Origin of the sequence: Novosphingobium sp., from assembly GCF_027531025.1 — a bacterium.
Lineage (GTDB): Bacteria > Pseudomonadota > Alphaproteobacteria > Sphingomonadales > Sphingomonadaceae > Novosphingobium.
Genome location: NZ_JAPZQX010000004.1, coordinates 307470 through 328142, shown reverse-complemented (window position 1 = coordinate 328142; position 20673 = coordinate 307470). Strand labels below are relative to the sequence as shown.

The following is a 20673-nucleotide window of genomic DNA, read 5'->3' as shown; positions in this document are numbered from 1 at the left end:
TAAGCGATTAGGATTATGAATCGGTCACAATTAATAAGAAGCTTTTGATCCATACGGGCAGTCGGAGGCCGAATCATTCGAAGAAATACCACAGGCTCTGGCTGTTACATGAACCATGAAAATGCCGGACATTACGGTGTTTGCCGTTAAGGCCCAAATCCTGAAAGATATAACCTTTTTCGGCGGATTTTTACCAATTCAGCCCTGTAACTGTATGTAACTTCTAACTTTTGGCTTTTGATGCGATACGGCATCCTAGGCGCTCTGGTCTCGACTGGGTGGGTTCCAGCGCCGGAGGATGGTTGGATGTCCAAGGTTAAGACGAATGTGCTGCAACCTTCGGGGCGCAGTGGTCCCTTCAACTCGACAGCTATCTCCGAGTTGGAGCGCGAACAGCGCCGGGACGAGCGCATGGTCACTGTCATGCGGATCACGCGGATAACCTCCCGGACTGGCGAAACCCTGGCAATCATCCGGAACATCTCCCGCCATGGCATGATGCTGGAAGTCCATCCGAACTTCGACCTTGATGACGAGGTGGGCGTCGATCTGGGCGATGGGCATATACAGATTGGCAAGGTGCGTTGGCGCAAGAAGGCCACACTCGGCCTCTACTTTGCCGCCCCAATCGATGTCGACCGCGTCCTCGCCAAATCGTCGACAAGCAGCGATGGCCTGGTTACCCGGCTACCCCGGATCCAGGTTAATCACAGCGCGAAACTGGAGGCAGGCGACCGACTGATCGATGTCGACATCCTCGACATCTCGGTCGGCGGTGCCTGTCTCGATCTGCAAGGCCCAGCCAAGGTTGGCGATGCCGTCGTGCTCTATGTACCCTCGCTGCAGGATCTGCCCGGCGTGATCCGCTGGCGGCGAGGATCGCGCGCAGGCGTGGCGTTCTCCCATCGCGTGCCGCTCGATCTGCTGATGCACTGGCTTTCCGGCTACCAAGCCGCGACGGCGCCGGCTCATCAACCGGATGAAAAACAGCCAACGTCAGCCACGGTTGGAGCAGGGCCAGAGGCAATCGCGCTCGAGGCCGAACGGCGTGCAGCCATGGTTGTCCTTACCGATGTCGCGGGCAAGATCATCTCGGTCAATGCCCGGTTCTGCGAAATCTCGGGCTACAGCGAAAGCGAATTGCTGGGGCGCCGATATCGCGACCTGCAATCGGTCGATCTGCCCCCGGCCCAGCTTGGCGAGAAGCTGAAATGCCTGGTCAGCGGCGGGATCTGGGAAGGCGAGCATTGCAACCGGACCAAGAACGGCGAGCCATACTGGGTTGAGACAACGATCGTGCCGAACAAGAACCGGCACGGCGAAATCACCTCCTACACTTACATCCATTTCGATATCACGGATCAGAAGCAGGATCCCCTTGATCCTGACTACTTCGTAAAGTTCGACTACCTGACCCGCCTTCCCAATCGGGTTTCCTTCTTCAAGGAACTCGACCACACGATTGCGCGGCATTCATCGGAGCCGGGCAACATCTTCCTCGGTGTGCTTGATCTCGACAACTTCAAGCATATCAATGATTCGCTCGGACATACCGCCGGCGATCAAGTGCTGATCGAAGTTAGCCGACGGTTGAACGAGACGATTGCTGCAGGTGATACACTCGCGCGCTTGGGTGGCGACGAATTCGCATTCATCCTGAGGGTGGGGCGTCGCGAGACCGACTGGCAGGAATGCGTCGAACGCCTCCAGTCGCGGTTGCGTGATCCGATTGCGCTGCCGTCCGGTGATATCAAGGTGACAGCCAGCATCGGCCTGGTCAGAGTAACCGGCCCAGCAACGGAAAGCCTCGATCTTCTGCGCTATGCCGACATTGCGCTCTATGCGGCCAAGGAAAACGGCCGCAACCGGGTCGAGCTCTGTGCGCGGCCGATGTTGGAAAAGGTCGAGCGCCGCGCCTGGCTCCGCGACAATTTCAACGTCGGCCTCAATCGGGGCGAGTTCACCATCTTCTATGAACCGATCGTCGGCCTGCACGGCCATAGCCTGCCGCATTTCGAGGCCCTGTTCCGCTGGCACCATCCACAGGGCGGCTTGCTGCCCGCCTCGGATTTCCAGGAGATCTTCTCGGAAGAATCACTGGCTGGCCAGGTCGGACGCTTCGTGATCGGAGAAGTGATTGCGCAGATCGCTGCCTGGCGGGCCGCGCAGGTTCCCTTTGCGGCGATCTCGGTCAACACGACTATTGCCGATTTCCGGACACCGCTGTTTGTCGACGAAATCCTCGGCGCGATCAGCAAGGGGGTGATCTCCTCGGCTGACATCTGTGTGGAGATTACCGAGGATGTCCTGATCAGCGATGGAGCCCATTGTTTGCGGGCGGAAATGAGCCGTCTGCACCATGCCGGGGTCAAGCTGCTGTTTGACGATTTCGGCACGGGATATGCTTCGCTGCGGCACCTGCGGGATATGCCGATCTCCGCAGTCAAGATCGATCAGAGCTTCATCCGGAGCATCGTTGACGATGAGGTGGACCGCGGCGTGGTCGAACACATAATCAGTCTTTCGCATTTCCTGGGCAAGCAGGTCATTGCCGAGGGCGTTGAATCCAGCCAGCAACTCGATCTCCTGCGCGAGATTGGCTGCGACGCGATCCAGGGCTATTTCGTGAGCCGGGGTCAACCGGCGGACCAGATTCCGTTGCTTGCCGACCAGCTGTGCGGTGCCTTTGGCCAACCGAAATCCAGTCTGCACTAGTTGAGGGAGCAGCCCGTTTAAGGCGGCCATCACGCTTCCATCTGGCAAGGCCTTTCGACCTCGGCTGCCTGTAATGCCTTGAGCAGATCGGCCATCCTACCCGCGGTCGCGCGCCCGGGCTGGCCTTGGTGCAGACTGAGGGACGGTCGCTTTATCAGCAGGAAATGCCGATAGAGTGCAGGTCCGGGAGTCGGCCTTACCATTTCCCTGGCCGAACCATACTCCAGCGTTGCCCTTTGCACTGAGCGCATCATCAGAGCCGCGGCACCGCACTGCGACGCTCCTCGATCGCAGTTAACCAATCTTGTTTCAGATACTTGTCAGCCATCCCGAGGGCCGCACACGAGCCCAAACTCCTCTCCGATTCCCATACCTGACCAAACAATTGTTAGAAGCATATCAGCTCAATCGCTTTGCTTTCTAGGTATTATACCCTCCGGAAAGCAATAATATTACTCTACAAATGGATATAAAGTCCGTATCCCTACCTATTGAAAATCCCTTATTTTTCAATAGATTTGTCTCACAATGATAGCATACATCTTAGGAGGTAAATCTGACCGCAACAGTATGCGGTCAGTAAGTACATGATGATTCTGAAAGTATTGCCTTTTTTGTCAAGGAAGGACCCGGAAGGCAGTCGCTTTATGAGCAATTCTTCTGCGATTAATACTATTGGGCAGCTCTTTGGCCTGTGGCGTCTTGCTATCGCGGTGGTTGCCCTTGGCGCACCCCAGGTCGCGATCGCCCAGTCGGCTTCGGCATCGGGCACGGCTGTCGTTGCAGCGGCCCTATCTGTCGCCAAGAACAACGATTTCAATTTCGGAAACCTGGTGGCCGGGGCAACCGCTGGCACGATCGTGCTGTCAACGTCAGGCACACGCACGGCTACCGGGGGGGTCATTCTGGGTAACGCCGGTTCGACCAGCGCCGCGCAGTTCACCGTAACCGGGCAGAATAGCGCCACTTTCTCGCTCAGCATTGCCGGGGGCGTTCTATCCGATGGGGCGGGCCGCACGATGGCGCTGTCCAGTTACGTCGTGAAGATGAGCGGTGGTGTGGACCAAGTGTCTGCATACACGGGCACGCTATCGGCCGGTGGCAGTCAAACCTTTGCGGTTGGAGCAACGCTGGCGGTCGGCACTTCCACGACAACCCCAAACGGAACCTACACCACGGACAATGCCGGCGGCACGCCGGTGACCGTAACTGTCGCATACAATTGAGTGAAGCAAACAGACATTTCGATCAACTGGAGCAGGTAAAAATGAGCAAGATCAACAAGATTAGTGCGCTGGCTCTTTCCGGAGCAGCGCTGGCAGTGGCCCAGCCGGCTTACGCCCAAAGCAGCGTTGACGCGTCGGTCGCGGTGGTCAACCCGCTGACCATCGGTTCGGTCCTGAGCCTTTCCTTCGGCGATATCGTGCCGGGCGCAACGGCTGGCTCAGTGACGGTCGACACGAATGACACACGCACGGCCAGCGGCGTGACCCTCGCAAGCAACGGCACGACCGTGCGCTCGGGCGTGGTCAATCTTTCGGGCGCAGGCGCGGCCACCTTTTCGGTCGCCATCGGCGGTGTGGGCGGCAACCCCGTCAAGCTGACCAAGTCGGATGATGACGCGAAGTCGATGACGGTGGATACCTTCAAGGTTCGGGTCAGCACCGACAATACCGAAACCGAGCAGACTTCGAGCATCGCGGGTGCGCTGGCGAGCGGCGCCGCCGCACTTTACATTGGCGGGCGGCTGAACGTCGGTGCTTCTGCGGACCTGCCCGTGGGTGAGTATTCGACCAACCACACTGGCGGCAACCCCATCCAGGTAACGGTCAGCTATAACTGACCTGGTGCGGCAAGGCATGGCCCGGACAAGACGCTTTCGGCTCGCCTGCCTTGCAATACAGGCCGGGGTGATGACAATCACTCCGGCTGCCGCCCGCGACGAACCGATCAGGGTCGATGCGACTGCCACGGTCGTGCCATCGCAGTCGATCTCGTCTGAAACCGCAACCAGGGTACTGCTCAACCAGTCGACTGGCGTAATGACCATCGCGATCCCCGGGCTCAGTAATGGCAACAGTACTGCAATGTTTTCATTCAATAACGTAAAGCCAATCGCCCAAGGCTTCGAGATCTCGGCCACGGGTCAGAATGCGACGGTGCTCGAACAACTCATTAGTCAACTGGGCATCGAGGACAGTAACAGTCGATTCGAGGCGGAGTTAGTGCGAAGCAAGTCTGTCAGCGGATCGATCGATCCGAACGGCTTCCAACTCATTGTCGTGGAGGTCGTAAGGTTAGCTGATGGCAGCGGTTACCTCAGGGCAATCGTGCCGTTCAATTAGGTGTCTGCTTATGAATGCGCCTCGAAGCTCGCTCCGAATACTTTCAGGGTCAGTCGTGATCATGGGGGCGATGCTCGGGCACATTGCGGCTCAGGCACAGTCGATCACGACCACGCAGAACCTGGCCTTCGGGGCCTTTATCCCAACCAGTGGAGGGACGATCGTCGTTTCTACCGCCGGTGCGCGTTCGGCTACAGGCGGCGTGGTGCTGCTCACCAACACTCAGTTCCCCGCCCCTGCCGCGGCGACATTCTCTGTGGTCAACAATGCCCCACGGGCGAAAACCTTCACCGTAACCCTTCCGGCAAGTGCCACCTTAGCGCGAACAGGGGGAGGCGGGACGATGACCGTGAATGCGTTCACCAGCAATCCAATCCCTGGGCAGGGCACTGGCAATAAGGGATTTGGCACGCTCACAGCCGGGACGGCGCAGATCCTCGTTGGCGCGACACTCAACGTCAACAGCGCCCAGGCTGTGGGCAACTATGCGGGAACCTTTGCAGTCACGGTTGCATTCCCATGAACATTCGCTTTTCAAGGTTTGCGACAGAGAGGCATGCATGACCTGTAACATCTCGCTCCGCGCTGCGGTGCACCGAGCCCTGCGAATACTCGCTCTGATCTTGCCAACTATCGCCTGGACCGCGCCGGCGCGGGCCGAACTGATGATCTTCCCGACCCGTGTCGTGCTCGACAATGCGGAACGCAGCGCGCAGGTTGAACTGGTCAATCGCGATACGAAGACTGCGTCATACCGCATCAACATCATTTATCGTCGGATGACCGAAACGGGCGAGCTGGTTGAAGCCGCCAAGCCGCCAGCCGGCGAACAGGCGGCCGACGGGATGCTTTACTTTACCCCCCGGTTGGTCACCCTGAAGCCGGGTGAAAGCCAGATCGTGCGGGTCATGGTGCGCCGTCCAGCAAGCCTGGCGCCGGGCGAATACCGTTCGCATCTCCAGTTCGATCGGCTGCCTGACATCGAAGAGGCTTCCAACATCGAGGTGGCAGCGACTGCGAGAGAAAGCACCACCGCCTCGATCCGGCTGACTGCCCTGGTAGGCGCCTCCATCCCGGTGATCATCCGTCAGGGCCAGACCGATGCCAAGGTTACGCTCGACAACCTGACGTTTGTACCTGCTGGCACCGAAGCAGGCCCGTCACTGACCTTCGAGATAACCCGCCAGGGCAACCGATCAGTCTATGGTGATATCTCTGCGACCTATGGACCGCCGACCGGGAAAGCGGTTGAGCTGGGCAATGTCAGCGGCGTGGCAGTCTATGTTCCCAACCCGGTCCGGCGGGCGCGCCTGCCACTTACCCTGCCATCAGGCGTGGTGCTGAAGGGAGGATCGATTGTTCTGCGTTACAGCCTTGGCGTCTCCGAAGGGGGCACGGTAATGGCAGAAAGCCGCGTAGCGGTTCCCTGACAGCGGCCAGCGCACTGACCAATGGGTACGGGGCGATCTCTGGCGGTCCAATTCAACTGCAACTCCTTGCGGAAATGCCATGAACCCGCGCCGATTGGTCAAACGACTGACAATTGCGCTGCTCCTGGGTACTGTTGCGACTGCCCTGGCGCCGCACGGTGCCGGATCGACCGCATGGGCCGCAACCGCCAATAGCGGGCCGGAAGCGAACCTGCTGCTGGTCGAACTGATGCTCGAAAAGCAGCAACTTTCCGACGTCATCAACGTGTATGAAGTGCGCAACGACTTCCTCCTGCCGATCGACGAGCTAGCCCGTCTGCTCACGATCGGCGTGACGGTGGATCCCGCGACGCGGATTGCAACCGGCTTCGTCGCGACCGAGGACCAGCCGTTCCGGCTCGATCCCGCAACCCGCACGATCACCTTGCGCGGACGAACCGTAAAGTTCGAAGATTGGCAGGCACAATGGATCGATGGCGATCTCTACGTTGCCAAAAGCGTGCTGCAGGCCGTGTGGCCGGTCGATTTCGCGATGGACCTGTCAAGTCTCCGCCTCACCGCCACACCGCGCGAAAAACTGCCGATCCAGTTGAAGATGGAGCGTGAGCGCAAAGGGGGCAAGCTGCTCCGCAGCGAAGGCCGCCAGAGTGATCCCGACCTGCCAAATCTGCCGCCCGACTACGATATCGTCAGCCTGCCGTTCATCGATAGCACGGTGGCGACGGAACTCCGCAAGTCTGGGGGCGAGCTGGTCTTCAACGCCACCTACTCCGGCTATCTGACCGGCGACCTGATCGGGATGGAGGCATCCGGATTCTTCTCGATCAGCAAGACCGATGGCAAGCCGCAGGGGCGCATCACTCTGGCGCGCCACGATCCCGATGGTGGTCTGCTTGGCCCGCTCGGCGCACGCAGCGTCGAATTCGGAGACGTTTCGCTACCCGCGGTCAGCCGCGTGATTGGTGGCGGCGGTGGCGGCAATGGCTATCTGATCAGCAATCGACCGTTCGATCTGGGCAGCAGCTATGGTGTGCAAACGCTGCGCGGCAGTCTCCCGTCGGGCTGGGACGTGAGCCTCTATGTCAACGATGCGCTGGTCGGTTTCCAGACCTCACGGCCAGATGGTCAGTACGAATTCAAGGACCTTGACCTCTATTTCGGGCGAACCGAGTTCCGACTGGTCTTCAACGGCCCCTTGGGTCAGAGCCGCGTAGAACGGCGGTCGTTCCTGCTCGACCAGTCGCTCGTTGCACCCGGCCAGCTGTTTTATACTGTTGCGGGCAAGCGCGAGGGCGATGGAACCCTGCGCCAGGTGGGCCAGATCGATCTTGGCATCATGCGCAACGTCGCTGCCACCGGCAGCTTCGTCCTGCTTGATCGCGCCGATGGCGCTGTTGCTGGCGTCCGCAAATACCTAACCGGCGGCCTGCGGGTGTCATCAGGTGGCGCCCTGTTCAACGCCGATTACACCCGCGACCTCAATGGCGGGGACATTATCGAACTGGGTGTGCGAACCTATCTGCTGGGCATGTCGCTTGATGCCTCACGCCTGTGGATCAACGATTTCAGTTCCGAACTAGAGGCAATCACGACGGACGGGATCAAGACCCAGGATGCGTTTGGCCTCAATGGGCGCATCAAGTTGGGCGAGACCCTGGTGCTGCCCTTCGATCTGGCGGTGAGACGCGATGTGCGCAGATCCGGGGTAGAGAGCTACAATGTCCAACAACGCCTTTCAGCCAACATCTGGCGGACCAATCTGACCAATACGGTCAACTGGTTCCATCAGGGCTCGGTCGATACGGTCGACGGGGTGCTGCAGGCCAGCCGCCGCGTCGCAGGGATCGGGCTTGGGGGACAGCTCGCTTATCGACTGGTCCCCGGCGCGCAATTGACGAACATGGCGGTCAACTTGGACAAGACACTCGGCAACTCAAACCGGCTGAATCTTGGCCTGATCCATGATTTCGCCTCTACCAGTACGACAATTGTCGGCGGGATCAGCCACCGGTTCGGGAACTTTGCGCTTGGGCTTAGTGCCATGTACGCAAACCGGCGCAACTTTGGCGCGGGCCTGACGTTGTTCACCGCCTTCGGACGCGATCCCACCAGCGGGCGCGTCCTGCGCGACTGGCAGCCAATGGCCGGCAGCGGACTGGTTTCGGCCAATGTCTTCGTGGATGAGAACGGCAATAATCGTCGTGATCCGGGCGAGGCCCCGGTCCCTGGTGCCAGTTTGCTGGTCAACGGCAACAGTCGCTCCGACGTCGAGACCGATGCTTCGGGTGTGGCCCTGATGAAGCGGTTCGGCGCCCGCGCCTATGCCAATGTCGGGATCAATCCGGCATCGCTCGAGGATGTTCAGTGGCAGCCTGCGTTCGAAGGCTACCGCATCCTGGCCCACCCCGGCAAGCCGGTGCGGCTTGATCTCCCGGTTGTCCTTACCTCGGAAATCGACGGCACCGTTCGGCTGGAGGAACAGGGGCTTCAGCGCGGGATCGGCAATGCCCAGGTGGAATTGATCGATGACGCCGGGGTGACCGTGGCCACCACCAGAACGGCCAGCGATGGCTTCTACACCATCTCGAGCATCCGACCGGGCCGTTACGTCCTGCGCATTGCGCCCGATCAGTTGACCCGGCTCGGCCTGAGCGTGGACCGGGATGCCAGCATCGCGGCCAAGCCCGATGGCGGCTTCATCAACGGCATCGATTTCGTGGTCCGCAGGATCAACTGAACACCGTTGTGTTGCCGGCTTCTTGTCGTCGTCGACCCACGTTGGACCGCGATCAGGGCGCTGACGGAATCAGGGTGAGCTTGGTCTGGCGTCCATCGATGTAGCGCACCCGCGCACCATCAAAGAAGGCATTCTCCTCGGTCCGGAAATCGACCCGCTGACCGCCCCATTCGGGGACCGCCGCATAGGTGGTCAGTTCGATCGACCAGGCGGTATTGGCATTGATCGCCCCGGCCCCGCGCGGATCGGCGTTCTGGTTGTCCCAGAAGCCGATCGCCGGTCCGGCACCGTGGCCATGCAAACCGATCGGGTGCGAATAGATCGATGGATCGAGCCCCGCGGCAATGGCCTCGGCTCGCGCCAGGGCCAGCACCGCGTTGCCGCTGCGGCCGACCGCGAAATGGCGGGTGAGGATATCCTGCACCCGGTTGCTGTTCGCCAGCCCCTGCCTGAGGCCTGCCGGCGCATCGGTCTCGCCCGGCTTCAGGACATAGGCCAGATGCTGGGTATCGGTGCTGAGCCGCAGGTAGGTGATCCCGAAATCGGTCCAGAGCAGATCGCCGGGCCGTATCACTTCGGCCCCGTCGAGCATGCCCTTCGCGCCCTGGCGCTGGATCGCCACCGAAGGGTGGAACCACGGATCGAGGCCAAGCTGCAGCAGCAGGTCGCGATACCACCACTGCACCTGTTCGGCCGTCGTTACGCCGGGGGTGATGACCCTGCGCGAGAATGCCTCGGCAATGATCGCATGGGCCGTGCGCACGACCGTGGGGTAAAGCTCCATCTCGGCAGCGGTGCGCGTCTCCAGCCAACGGATCGCCAGCCCCTCCCCGCTGACCAGCCGCGCGCGCAACTCTGGCGGCAGGGCCGCGGTGAACTTGTCGTACTGGCTGACCGTCATGCCATCGGCGAACTGGTAGAGATCGGAGGTGTTGATTGCGATCCGGGCGGGATTGCGCGTCGCGATGATTTCGGCGACGGCCTGCCATTGGTCAGGCTGCTTGGCGGGATCCCAGGCCGGCTCGAACAGGCCGCCAAGGCCATAGCGACTGACCGTCAGCCGCTCGACCGGCTTGCCCTCGCCCGGGTCATGAAAGATCAGGATCGTGCGACGGCGGGCATGGAAATTCTCCGCATTGAGCATCGAGGCGACCACCGGTTCCTCGAAATACTCCCGCGCCACCAGCAGCCACAGATCGATGCCCTGTTCGCGCATGATCGCCGGTATCAGGGTATCGAGCCGTGCCGCCAGGATGCGGTTCTCGATCGCCGCCCGGTCGCGCGCGGGTAGGACGGGTGGCAGCGCCGGGGCTGCCGCCTCGGTCTCGCTCATGGCCAGGGGACTGGGCGCGGCGGTTGCGGGCATTGCCATCAATGCCGCCAGCAGCGCCGCCACGGATACCAGTTTCCTTGCCATTCCGCATATCCCCTCATGCCTTGCGGCGACACTGGCGGTTCACCACGCTGGGATCAAGCCGCAGCGAGGATCGGGCCTGAAACTGCGGAGCATGGATCGCAACCGTGAGAGCCTTCTGCCGCCATCCGATGACATGTGGCCCAAGCCGTGCCAATCGCCCATTCCGTTTGACGCGAAGTATATTGGCACTTATACTGCCAATACATTCCAGTGAACCGGTTCCGATCAGCCTCAATTGTCCGGCACGACATGACTGAAGGGCAAGCGATGACCAACCTGCAAACCCACCGCGTCCAGTCCGGCGAAGTCGAACTTGCCGTCCATGTCGCTGGTGAGGGTCCACCCGTGCTGCTGTTGCATGGCTTTCCTGACGATCATTCGGTCTGGTCGAAGCAGATCCCGGCGCTGGTATCGGCCGGTTATCGGGTGATCGCGCCCGATACGCGGGGCTGCGGTCAGTCCGCCATTCCGACATCCATAGCCGACTATCGCATCGAACTGCTGGTTGCTGACATGATCGCCGTGCTCGATCACTTCTCGATCGAGCAGGTCACGCTGGTCGCGCACGACTGGGGGGCGCTGATCGGCTGGCGACTGGTGTTGGCCCATCCGGAGCGGATTGCCCGTTATGCCGCGCTTTCGGTTGGCCATCCGGCAGCGCTGGGCACCGGCGGGCTGCGGCAGATGCTGAAGAGCTATTACATCTTCCTGTTCCAGATCCGGGGACTGGGCGAGTGGCTGCTGCGCGGGCGCGACTGGCGGATGGTCCGGGCAATGGCGGCATCAGCCGAGGAGGCGGATCAAGCCGTGGCGCGGCTGTCGCGTCCCGGCCGCCTCACGGCCGGGATCAACTATTACCGCGCTAACCTGCGGATGTTTCGCGAACGGAACGTGCCGAACTGCAAGGGTATTCCGGTCATGGGGATCGCATCGGACAACGATCCCTATATCACCGCCCAGCCGATGCGCGAGACCGGCCGCTTCGTGAACGGACCATTCCGCTTCGAACTGATCCACGGCGGGGGTCACTGGCTGCAGCGTGACGCGCCCGAGGCAGTGAACAGGTTGCTGCTGGACTTCATGATGGAAAATGGCGCTGGCCGCCCTGCCGGGGGGCAAGCGGCTTAGCCGGGATCGCGGCTCAAGCCGCGGAGGACGCCATGCCCCAAACTTCGCGGTTGTCGAGGCGCTCCAGGCGACGGGTACAGCGCAGCTCGAACAGGCTGCCAAGGCCGGTTTCCGTAAAAAGTACCGTCACGGCCTCCCGGTCGGTCGCCTCAAGTGCGTCAAAGGCATCCTGCAACCGCTGCAGCAGGTAGAACCGATAGGGCAGAACCACCGTGGCGATCTGCGCGCCATGCCAGGCGAAAGGTGCCAGCCCCATATTCTTCGCCTGAGCCTTGTCCGCGTATGCGGCGTCCAGTTCGGCCGCTGGCTGGGTTGCGATCCAGGCATTCGCGTGCCCGACATGCGCCGTGATTTCGGGCAGGTAATCCGCCGCGATGAAGCGCATCAGCGCCAGCAGGCTGGCGGGAAGTGCATCCGGGCTAAAGAGTAACTCATCCGCCTTGGCATAGCTTTCATCAATGAAGGTCTCCGGCATGGTCATCCGCTCGACCCAGCGAAAGACGCTGGGAGCCGTGGTCTGCATCAGATGCAGCGGTGCAGGATCGCGGCCAAGATGGGCGTGCATCGCCCCGATCATGCCATAGTCCGCGATCGTGGGGTGGCCACCGAGGATGAACGGAGAGTCGCGCAGGTGTTCTTCGAACAGTTGCAGGAAGGCCCTGTACTGCTCCTCAACCAAGGCGAAGGTATCGGGATTTACCCCGAAGGCGACCGCCGCCTGGCGCATGCGCCCGCTGGCCTGCTCGAACACCATGTCCTCGGCCTCGCGCGGCAGCCCGGACGGCAGCACATCGCGAAAGGCATGACGCAGGAACGGCAGGTTAACGGCGTCGAAGTTCCAACGGTAATGCATTGCCGGCCGCAGCAGCCCATGCGAGCCAAACAGTTCGAACAGGTGCGCGATAACCCGCAGCGGCGGAGCCTGGCGATAGATCGGCCATTTGCTGTATCCGGCAGCTTCAAGATGATCGATGATGTCGGCCCCATCCTGGATGATCTTGCCGGATGGGGTCTGGATAACCGGAATGATCCATCGTCCGATCTGTGGGACCATCCGCTGGACAAACTCTTCGCTGCCAGCCTTCAGTTCGACAAAGGGAACCGCGTTCGTGCGCATGTAGGAGCGCACCCGGGCGGTATAGAGCGAGCCGGCCATGCCATACAGGGAGTAGGTCACGTGATAGACTCCATCGAAGCGGTCAATATTATGACATGCATAGTGCCACAATATCGACCACGCAACTCCGTTGACAACTAATATGGCACTATATATGCCAATATATTGCAAGCTTACGGCGTCCAGCCGGATGGCACAGCAGCGGTGAGGGTTTGCGATGCGGCGCTGGCAGAAACTCGTTCTTGCCCCGGTGGCCGCGGCAATCGCGCTGGGCGGGTTGGCCTATGCCAACCGGACCTCACTGGCACTGGCCTATGTCCAATACCGGTCAGGGCAGGCGGAGGTCGGTCCTAACCGGCCGATACCGTGGCAGAGCGGCCCGGCCGAGCAGGCCGTCCCGGCTGCGGGAGCGCCGCCGCCGAACATCGTCTTCATCCTGTTCGACGACCTTGGCATCAACGACCTTTCGACCTTCGGCGGCGGCGCTGCCGGCGGGCGGGTACCCACGCCCAATATTGACAAGCTAGCAGCCGAAGGCGCGATCTTTTCCCAGGCCTATGCCGGCAATGCCACCTGCGCCCCGTCGCGCGCGCAGCTGATGACTGGCCGCTATTCAACCCGCACCGGCTTCGAATACACCCCAACTCCCACCGGGTTCGGCCGCCTGGTCAACATGGCAGCGGGCCAGATCCGGGGGGACCTGCCGCCGGGCCGCTATGACGCGGACATGAAAAAGTCCGCTCCACCCTTTGCCGAGCAGGGCCTGCCGGGATCGGAAGTCACGATTGCCGAGGTGCTCAAGACGCGCGGCTATCACACCGTCCACATCGGCAAGTGGCACCTTGGCAACGGCAAGGGGTTCCACCCCAATGACCAGGGCTTTGACGAAAGCCTGATGATGGAAAGCGGGCTGCACCTGCCCGAGGACGATCCGCGCGTGGTCAATGCCAGGGTCGATTTCGATCCGATCGACCGCTTCCTCTGGGCCTCGATGCGGTTTGCCACTTCCTACAACCGGGGTGCGTGGTTCGCACCGGGCGGCTACCTGGCGGATTACTGGACGGATGAATCGCTCAAGGTGATCGAGGCCAACCGCAACCGGCCCTTCTTCCTCTACCTGGCGCATTGGGGCGTCCACACCCCGCTTCAGGCAACGCGCGAGGATTACGAGGCGGTTGGCAGTATCACGCCGCATCGCCGCCGGGTCCACGCCGCCATGGTCCGCTCGCTTGACCGCAGTGTCGGCCGGATCATGGCCAAGCTGAAAGAACAGGGGCTTGATGACAACACGCTGATCGTCATCTCCAGCGACAACGGCGGTGCCGGCTATATCGGCCTGCCCGAAGTGAACGCCCCTTATCGCGGCTTCAAGATCAACTTCTTCGAAGGCGGCATCCGGGTGCCGCTGTTCGCCCGCTGGCCGGCACGGATCCGGCCCGGCACCGCGGTTGGCCTGCCGGTCGGACATGTCGACCTGATGCCGACGCTGGCCGCCGCGGGTGGCGCCAGCTTGCCGCAAGGCGTGACAATCGACGGGCGCAACCTGCTTCCGGCTGCCACCGGCAGCGGTCCGGTTGCCCGGGCCAATGCGCCGCTGTTCTGGAACAGCGGCTACTACAAGGCGGTGCGCGCCGGAAACTGGAAGCTCCAGGTGAACGAGAAGCAGGGCAAGACCTGGCTGTTCGACCTGGCAAGCGATCCGACCGAGCGGGTCAACCTGGCCGACCGACGCCCCGAGAAGCGCGCCGAATTGCAGGCGCTGATCGATGCGCACCACCGGGGCCGCAAGCCGCCGCTCTATCCTAGCACCACCGACAGCGCGATCATGGTCGACAAGACCCTGGCCGAGCGCTTCGCGCCGGGTGACGAGTTCATCTACTGGCCCAACTGATCGGCAGGAGCTGCGGCATGACGAAGACGAAATGGGCCTGGCTGGGGATTCTTGCCCTGCTCTACGCCGGGTTCTGGAGCTGGTATGGCGGTAATGGCGACCGGCTGACCGACGCGGAGAGCGAGCGCCTGCTGGCCCGGCTAGAGCAGACTTATGGGGTCAATCGTGCCACGGCGCCTCCGGGCAGCCTGATCCGCAATCTTGCCGAGATGGTCCGGCAAGACGATGGCCGGGAATTCTATGCCGTCAATCTCGAAACCCGCAAGCAAGGCCAGGCGGCGCTGGCGGCCGAGGCGCAGTATTCCGAAGCCCTCCTGCCAATCCTGCTGTCGCGCGGCGGCCATCCCGTCTTCGTGAGCGAGCGGGTGGGCCTGATGCTGGGAGAATACGGCCGGGGCATCGATCGCGTGGCAGTGGTGCGATATCGTTCCTTGCGCGATCTGCTGGAAATGGCCGTTGACCCGGCCATGCCCGCGGCCGGCAAGCACAAGTTTGCCGCACTGGCCCACACCGAAGTCTTCATCACGCGGCCGACGCTCACCTTTGTACACATACGCCTGCTGGTCGGGCTGGCGCTGCTTGTGCTGGCCTGGGCTGGGCTGGCTGCAATCGATCGCTTACAAGCCCGGAGGGCGAACAATCCCCCCGCTGGCTGATCCTCTCTCCAGCCCGGTTCGGACTGAAGCGACGAAGGCGCTTGGCTTTGGGGGATGCCAGGTGGGCGATTGTCGGGCATGGCGGCCACCGCACAAGGACTTTGTCGCGTGGCGGGCTAAGCGCCTGGCTCGCGCGCAAATACAGATGGGATCATGATGGGCAGGCAGAAGGCGGCATTGCACGATGCGATCGGAGGGGGCGGACGGCATCCGGACGGGCGACGCGAGCGCAGCCGCTCGAGCCGCCGCAGGATCATCGAAGCCATGATGGACCTGATCGCGGCAGGCGATGTCAATCCCAGCGCCGCCAAGGTTGCCGAGCAGGCCGGGGTCGGCCTGCGCACGGTCTTTCGCCATTTCGACGACAAGGATTCGATCTACCGCGAAATCGACGAACTTCTCTGGCAGGCCTATGGGCCAGCCTTCGAAGCCCCCTTCCAGTCGGAAACCTGGCAGGCGAAGCTGCTCGAACTGATCGCGCGCCGGGCGAGGATGTACGAGGAAATCGCGCCCTTTCGCATTGCCAGCAGCTTGCAGCGCTACTCCTCGCCAGCGCTGATGGAAACCTATCGATTCCTGCTCAGGAAAGAGCGCGAGAACCTGAACCGGATCCTGCCCGAACCCATCCTGCAGGATGAGCATCGCGCCCGTGCGATCCTGCTGGCAGTCAGCTTCGACAGTTGGCGCCTGTTTCGCCAGGACGAGGGCCTAACCAGGGAAAAGACGGTCGAGGTCCTGCAACAGCTGCTACGCGACATTCTCGACCAGATTCCCGCGCCGGATAACAGCGCCCGGACCTGAGCCAGGGATCAGCTGCGACCCAGCACCAGGTCGCCGCCCTTGTCGCCGATCATGATGGCGGCCGCATTGGTATTGCCCGAGATCAGGCGCGGCATGACCGAGGCGTCGATCACCCGCAGCCCTTCCACGCCCCTCACCCGCAGCTGCGGATCGGTCACGGCCCGGTCATCAAGGCCCATGCGGCAGGTGCCGACCGGGTGATAGCCGGTATTGCCGATCTGGCGGGCATAATCGAGCAGGGCAGCATCGTCGTTGCGCTCGGAGCCGGGGTAGGATTCGCGCCGGATCAGCTGCGCCAGTGACGGGGCGGCGGCCAGTTCGCGCGCCATGCGCATGGCCTTGACCGACAGGCGCTGGTCGGCCTCCGCTTCAAGGTAGTTATGGACGATCTCGGGTACGGCCAGCGGATCGGGGCTGGCCAGGCGCACCCAGCCCCGCGATTCCGGGCGCAGGACGGTCGGCGCCAGAGTCAGGCCGGGATAAGGGGAAAGGCTGGGCTTGGCATCAGACCCGCCTGCTTCCAGCTCGCCGCTGACCGGCAGGCAATGGAACTGGATATCGGGGCGGTCCAGCACCGGGTCGGACTTCACGAAGGCCCCGGTCTGCGCGGCGGGGATCGTCATTGCCCCTTGCCGGGTGGCAAGATAGCGCAGCACGTTCCAGACCAGCCGCCCACCAGCCAGCTCGCGGTTATAGCTGAAGGTGCCGGGGGCCAGTTCCCAGCTCATGGTCAGGATATAGTGATCCTGCAGGTCGGCCCCGACGCCGGGGCTGTCATGCAGCACGGGAATGCCAAGCCCCGCCAGATGCGCGCCCGGCCCGATCCCCGACAGCATCAGCAGCTTCGGGCTGTGATAGGCCCCCGCCGCCAGGATCACCTCGGCCTGCGCGGCGATCGCCTCGACCTTTCCGCCGCGTTCGATCTCCACCCCGCTGGCGCGCCGGCCGCTGAACAGCACCCGGCGGCACTGGGCGCCGGTCAGCACGGTCAGGTTGGGGCGGGCCATGACGGGCCGCAGGAAAGCATCGGCGGCCGAACAGCGCCGTCCGTCCGCCATCGTCGTCTGGTAATAAAAGGCGCCAAGCTGGTCCGGTCCGTTGTAGTCCGGGTTGAGCGGAACGCCGAGTTCGCCAAAGGCGGCGAGCACCGCATCGTTGGTCGGATCGCGGTGGCGCAATTCCTCGACCCGCAGCCGCCCGGCCGCGCCGCGGATGCGGTCTCCGCCGCCGGCGTAGGTTTCGGCACGTTCGAAGTAGGGCAGGACATCCGCCCAGCCCCAGCCGATCGCGCCAAGGTTGCTCCAGCTGTCATAGTCGGCCGCCTGCCCCCTGACATAGAGCAGGCCGTTGATGTTCGAGGACCCACCCAGCCCGCGCCCGCGCGGCAGCAGCATCCGGCGCCCGTTGATGCTGGCCTCGGGCGCGCTGGAATAGTGCCAGGAATGGCCGAATTCCGCCGTGGTCTTGCCATAGCCGGTCGGCATCGAGACAAACAGGCTCTGCCCCGATCCGCCCGCCTCGATCAGGATCACCCGGTTGGCCGAATCCTCCGACAGGCGGTTGGCTAGCACACAGCCCGCCGATCCCGCTCCGACGATCACGTAATCGGCTGTCAGTTGTGCCATGCTTCAACCCCCACTTCGCTCGCCCGGAATGGGCGGCAAGCGCGTTCCGAGGCGTAGAGAGCAGGACTATAACCGGCACAAACCAGCCTGGAGAGGACCACGATGCCCATTTTGAGCCGCGCCTTTGCCCCCGGCCTGCTCATGCTTGCAGCCGGCAGCGCCACCGCCGCGCCGCCTGCAACCAGCACTGCGCCGGTTTCCCGCGATGCCACCCCGGCGACCCGCGCCGTGCTGGCCGAAGCAGCCCGGAACCTGCCGCCGGAAGACGGGCAGGATTTCGAGTTCGCCCAGCGCGGTTTCATCGCGACCTGGCCGGACAGCGTGATCCGGCAGGCCAATGGCCAGCCCTCGTTCAATCTTGCCGGCAACGATTTTGTCGAGGGTGCGGTTCCCTCAACGGTCAACCCCGCGCTGTGGCGGCAGAACAAGGTGATGCGGGCCGAGGGCCTGTTCCGGCTTGCCCCGGGGCTTTACCAGGTGCGCAATTTCGACAACAGCAGCGTATCCTTCATCGAAACCCCGCGCGGCTGGATCGTGATCGATCCGCTGACCGTGGAGGAAGTGGCCCGCGCTGCCTTCGACCTGCTCAAGAAGCACGTGGCGGACAAACCGATCCTCGCCGTCATCTATACGCACAGCCACACCGATCACTTTGCCGGCGCAACCGGGATCATCGATCCGCGCGATGTCGCGGCTGGCCGGATCCAGATAATCGCGCCAAAGGGCTTCGTGGAAGAGGTGGTCAGCGAATGGATGATGGCGGGCACCGCCATGGGCCGCCGCGCCTTCTACCAGTTCGGCTACTTCCTGCCGCGCGATCCCAAGGGGCATATCGGGATGGGCCTGGGTCCGGCCATCGCGGCCGGCAAACAGGGCTTCATCCCGCCCACGCTGGAAATCGAACGCACGGGCCAGAGCCTGACAATCGATGGCATCGAACTGGTCTTCCAGATGACCCCGGGAGCCGAGGCGCCGACCGAGTTCAACATCTGGATCCCATCGCTCAAGGCGCTGTGCCTGGCCGAGACGGCGACTTCCACCCTGCACAACGTCCAGACCCTGCGCGGGGCCAAGGTGCGCGATGCCAAGGCCTGGGCCGACTATCTGACCGAGGCGCTGCGGATGTGGGGGGGCGAGGCCGAGATCAGCTTCGCGTCGCACCACTGGCCGCGCTTCGGCAATGGCGTGATCCGCGGGTATCTGTCCAACCAGCGCGATACCTACAAGTTCATCCACGATCAGGCCGTGCGGCGGATGAACCAGGGCCAGACCCCGACCGAGATCGCCGAGGATCTGAAGCTGCCTGCAGCCCTGCGCAAGGACTGGTCGGTCCGGGAATTCTACGGAACGGTCAGCCACAATGCCAAGGCGGTCTATGATCGCTACATGGGCTGGTACGACGGGGTGCCCGCCAATCTCAATCCCCACCCGCCGGTTGAAAAGGCCCGGCGCATGGTCAAGGCGATGGGCGGAGCCAAGGGTTTGCACAAGCAGGCCCAGGCCGCCTTCGCCAGCGGCGATTATCGCTGGTCGGCCGAACTGGCAAACTATGGCGTCTTTGCCGATCCACAGGACCGCACGGCCCGCACGATCCTGGCCGACAGCTATGAGCAGCTGGGCTACCAGGCGGAAAGCGCGATCTGGCGCAACATCTATCTCACGGGCGCCCGGGAGCTACGCCAGGGGCGGCCGGACGGGTTTGGGCGACTGGGGCCGAGCTACCTGATGGCCGCAACCCCGCTAGACAAGTTCCTTGATCTCCTCGCTACGACGGTCGTGCCGGAACGGGCGGGCGATCAGCGGCTGGCCTTCAATCTGGTCGACAGCATTTCCGGTGATCGCTTTGCCATCACCCTGGGGAACGCGGTGCTGGTGAGCGAAGAGAACCAGGCCCTGCCCGGCGCCCCGACCCTCACCGCGCCCAAGCCTGTCCTGCTGGGCATCCTGTTCGGACAGGTGCCGCTCGATGCCATGCTGGCGGCCGGACAGGCCAGGGTAGAAGGCGATCCGGCAGCGATCCGGAAGCTGCTGCCGATGCTCGAGCAGCCACGGCTAGACTTCGCAATCGTGGAGCCCTGAACCGCAGATCCCTCACCCGCCCGGTTGTCGCAGTCGGCAGTCCGGTCTAGTCTTGGCCCGCGGACCGGGCTGGCCGGTCGTGGCTGGAGGCTGGTCTTGGCAAGTGAGCGGCTGGAGCGGAACTTCGGCAAGGTGCACGCCCGGCACAGCGCGGCGTTCGTGCGCCATCTCGTCGAATGCCGCCGCGCCTGCGATGGTGATCTCGACCTGTTTCTGGTCCTGGCGATCATTGGCGAGCGCACCTTCAATCCGCAGCACGCGCCCGACTCGATGACCCGCCAGGAATTCCTCGAAGGGTCGGTCGGGGCGGTCGAGCCGATCGCGATCAATCTGCAATCGATCGCCGACTACAGCGGCATCCCGCGCGAAACCGTGCGGCGCAAGATCGAACAGCTGATCGCCAAGGGCTGGGTCCAGCGCGATCCGCGCCGTTTCGTGACCGCAACCGACCAGGCCAACGATGAATTGCGCGGCCTGACCGCCAGCTCGGTGCGCTATCTCAGCGAGATGGAAGCAACGTTCGCAGCGATCGAACCCGATTGACATCCCGCCTCGCGGATTCACCGCAGTTGACATCACCCGCGCAAGGCCTCCCCGCCCCTTCCCAGCCCACGCATTTCATGCAGTGGGGCCGACGAATTCCACACATTTATCCAGCTCGCAACGGGATCATTGGCTTATTGCGTAAATGCAATTGACATTTGTTACGCAAATTGGCATTCCAATTCCGGT

General features: G+C 62.6%; 16 protein-coding genes. 13 read left to right on the top strand and 3 right to left on the bottom strand.

Translation table 11 applies throughout. From position 1 onward, the window contains the following. The first annotated feature begins 306 nt into the window (after positions 1-306). The 7 genes from O9281_RS08145 to O9281_RS08115 all read left to right on the top strand — a co-directional run bounded on the left by O9281_RS08145 (position 307) and on the right by O9281_RS08115 (position 9227). Positions 307-2715, top strand: coding sequence for an EAL domain-containing protein (locus O9281_RS08145; protein WP_298184465.1), 2409 nt, complete (start codon positions 307-309; stop codon positions 2713-2715). Positions 2716-3302: 587 nt separating this feature from the next. Beyond that, complete coding sequence (locus O9281_RS08140) at positions 3303-3941, top strand: DUF4402 domain-containing protein (RefSeq protein ID WP_298184463.1); 639 nt, start codon at positions 3303-3305, stop codon at positions 3939-3941. Between the two features lie 41 nt (positions 3942-3982). Beyond that, positions 3983-4558, top strand: coding sequence for a DUF4402 domain-containing protein (locus O9281_RS08135; RefSeq protein ID WP_298184462.1), 576 nt, complete (start codon positions 3983-3985; stop codon positions 4556-4558). Between the two features lie 70 nt (positions 4559-4628). Continuing rightward, positions 4629-5060, top strand: coding sequence for a hypothetical protein (locus O9281_RS08130; protein ID WP_298184461.1), 432 nt, complete (start codon positions 4629-4631; stop codon positions 5058-5060). A gap of 61 nt (positions 5061-5121) precedes the next feature. Then, on the top strand, positions 5122-5583 hold the full coding sequence (locus tag O9281_RS08125) for a DUF4402 domain-containing protein (protein ID WP_298184648.1): 462 nt from the start codon (positions 5122-5124) through the stop codon (positions 5581-5583). 100 nt (positions 5584-5683) lie between these two features. Beyond that, positions 5684-6490, top strand: a complete 807-nt coding sequence (locus O9281_RS08120; RefSeq protein WP_298184460.1) for a molecular chaperone — start codon at positions 5684-5686, stop codon at positions 6488-6490. Between the two features lie 79 nt (positions 6491-6569). Then, on the top strand, positions 6570-9227 hold the full coding sequence (locus tag O9281_RS08115) for a carboxypeptidase-like regulatory domain-containing protein (protein WP_298184459.1): 2658 nt from the start codon (positions 6570-6572) through the stop codon (positions 9225-9227). A gap of 52 nt (positions 9228-9279) precedes the next feature. Here the strand turns inward: O9281_RS08115 and O9281_RS08110 are convergent, their stop codons facing one another. Further along, positions 9280-10644, bottom strand: coding sequence for a M24 family metallopeptidase (locus tag O9281_RS08110; RefSeq protein ID WP_298184457.1), 1365 nt, complete (start codon positions 10642-10644; stop codon positions 9280-9282). Positions 10645-10893: 249 nt separating this feature from the next. Between O9281_RS08110 and O9281_RS08105 the strand changes: the two genes are divergently transcribed. After that, a complete protein-coding gene (locus O9281_RS08105) occupies positions 10894-11772 on the top strand; it encodes an alpha/beta fold hydrolase (protein ID WP_298184455.1) in 879 nt (292 codons plus the stop codon). Positions 11773-11785: 13 nt separating this feature from the next. Here O9281_RS08105 and O9281_RS08100 read toward each other — a convergent pair whose 3' ends face one another. Beyond that, positions 11786-12928, bottom strand: coding sequence for a glutathione S-transferase C-terminal domain-containing protein (locus O9281_RS08100; RefSeq protein ID WP_298184454.1), 1143 nt, complete (start codon positions 12926-12928; stop codon positions 11786-11788). A gap of 211 nt (positions 12929-13139) precedes the next feature. On the opposite strand from O9281_RS08100, the gene O9281_RS08095 reads away from it, so the two are divergent. The 3 genes from O9281_RS08095 to O9281_RS08085 all read left to right on the top strand — a co-directional run bounded on the left by O9281_RS08095 (position 13140) and on the right by O9281_RS08085 (position 16237). After that, complete coding sequence (locus tag O9281_RS08095) at positions 13140-14780, top strand: sulfatase-like hydrolase/transferase (RefSeq protein ID WP_298184453.1); 1641 nt, start codon at positions 13140-13142, stop codon at positions 14778-14780. Between the two features lie 17 nt (positions 14781-14797). Continuing rightward, positions 14798-15436, top strand: coding sequence for a hypothetical protein (locus tag O9281_RS08090; RefSeq protein ID WP_298184452.1), 639 nt, complete (start codon positions 14798-14800; stop codon positions 15434-15436). A 153-nt stretch (positions 15437-15589) separates the two neighbouring features. Next, a complete protein-coding gene (locus O9281_RS08085) occupies positions 15590-16237 on the top strand; it encodes a TetR/AcrR family transcriptional regulator (protein WP_298184451.1) in 648 nt (215 codons plus the stop codon). 8 nt (positions 16238-16245) lie between these two features. On the opposite strand, the gene O9281_RS08080 is transcribed toward O9281_RS08085, so the two are convergent. Beyond that, positions 16246-17862: a GMC family oxidoreductase gene (locus O9281_RS08080; protein WP_298184450.1), complete on the bottom strand. Its 1617-nt coding sequence runs from the start codon at positions 17860-17862 to the stop codon at positions 16246-16248. A gap of 102 nt (positions 17863-17964) precedes the next feature. Here O9281_RS08080 and O9281_RS08075 point away from each other — a divergent pair, with 102 nt between their 5' ends. Both O9281_RS08075 and O9281_RS08070 read left to right on the top strand, forming a co-directional pair. Then, entirely contained in the window at positions 17965-19941 is a 1977-nt protein-coding gene (locus tag O9281_RS08075; RefSeq protein ID WP_298184449.1) for an alkyl sulfatase dimerization domain-containing protein, read from the top strand. Between the two features lie 96 nt (positions 19942-20037). After that, positions 20038-20484, top strand: a complete 447-nt coding sequence (locus O9281_RS08070; protein ID WP_298184448.1) for a hypothetical protein — start codon at positions 20038-20040, stop codon at positions 20482-20484. The last annotated feature ends 189 nt before the right edge of the window (positions 20485-20673 follow it).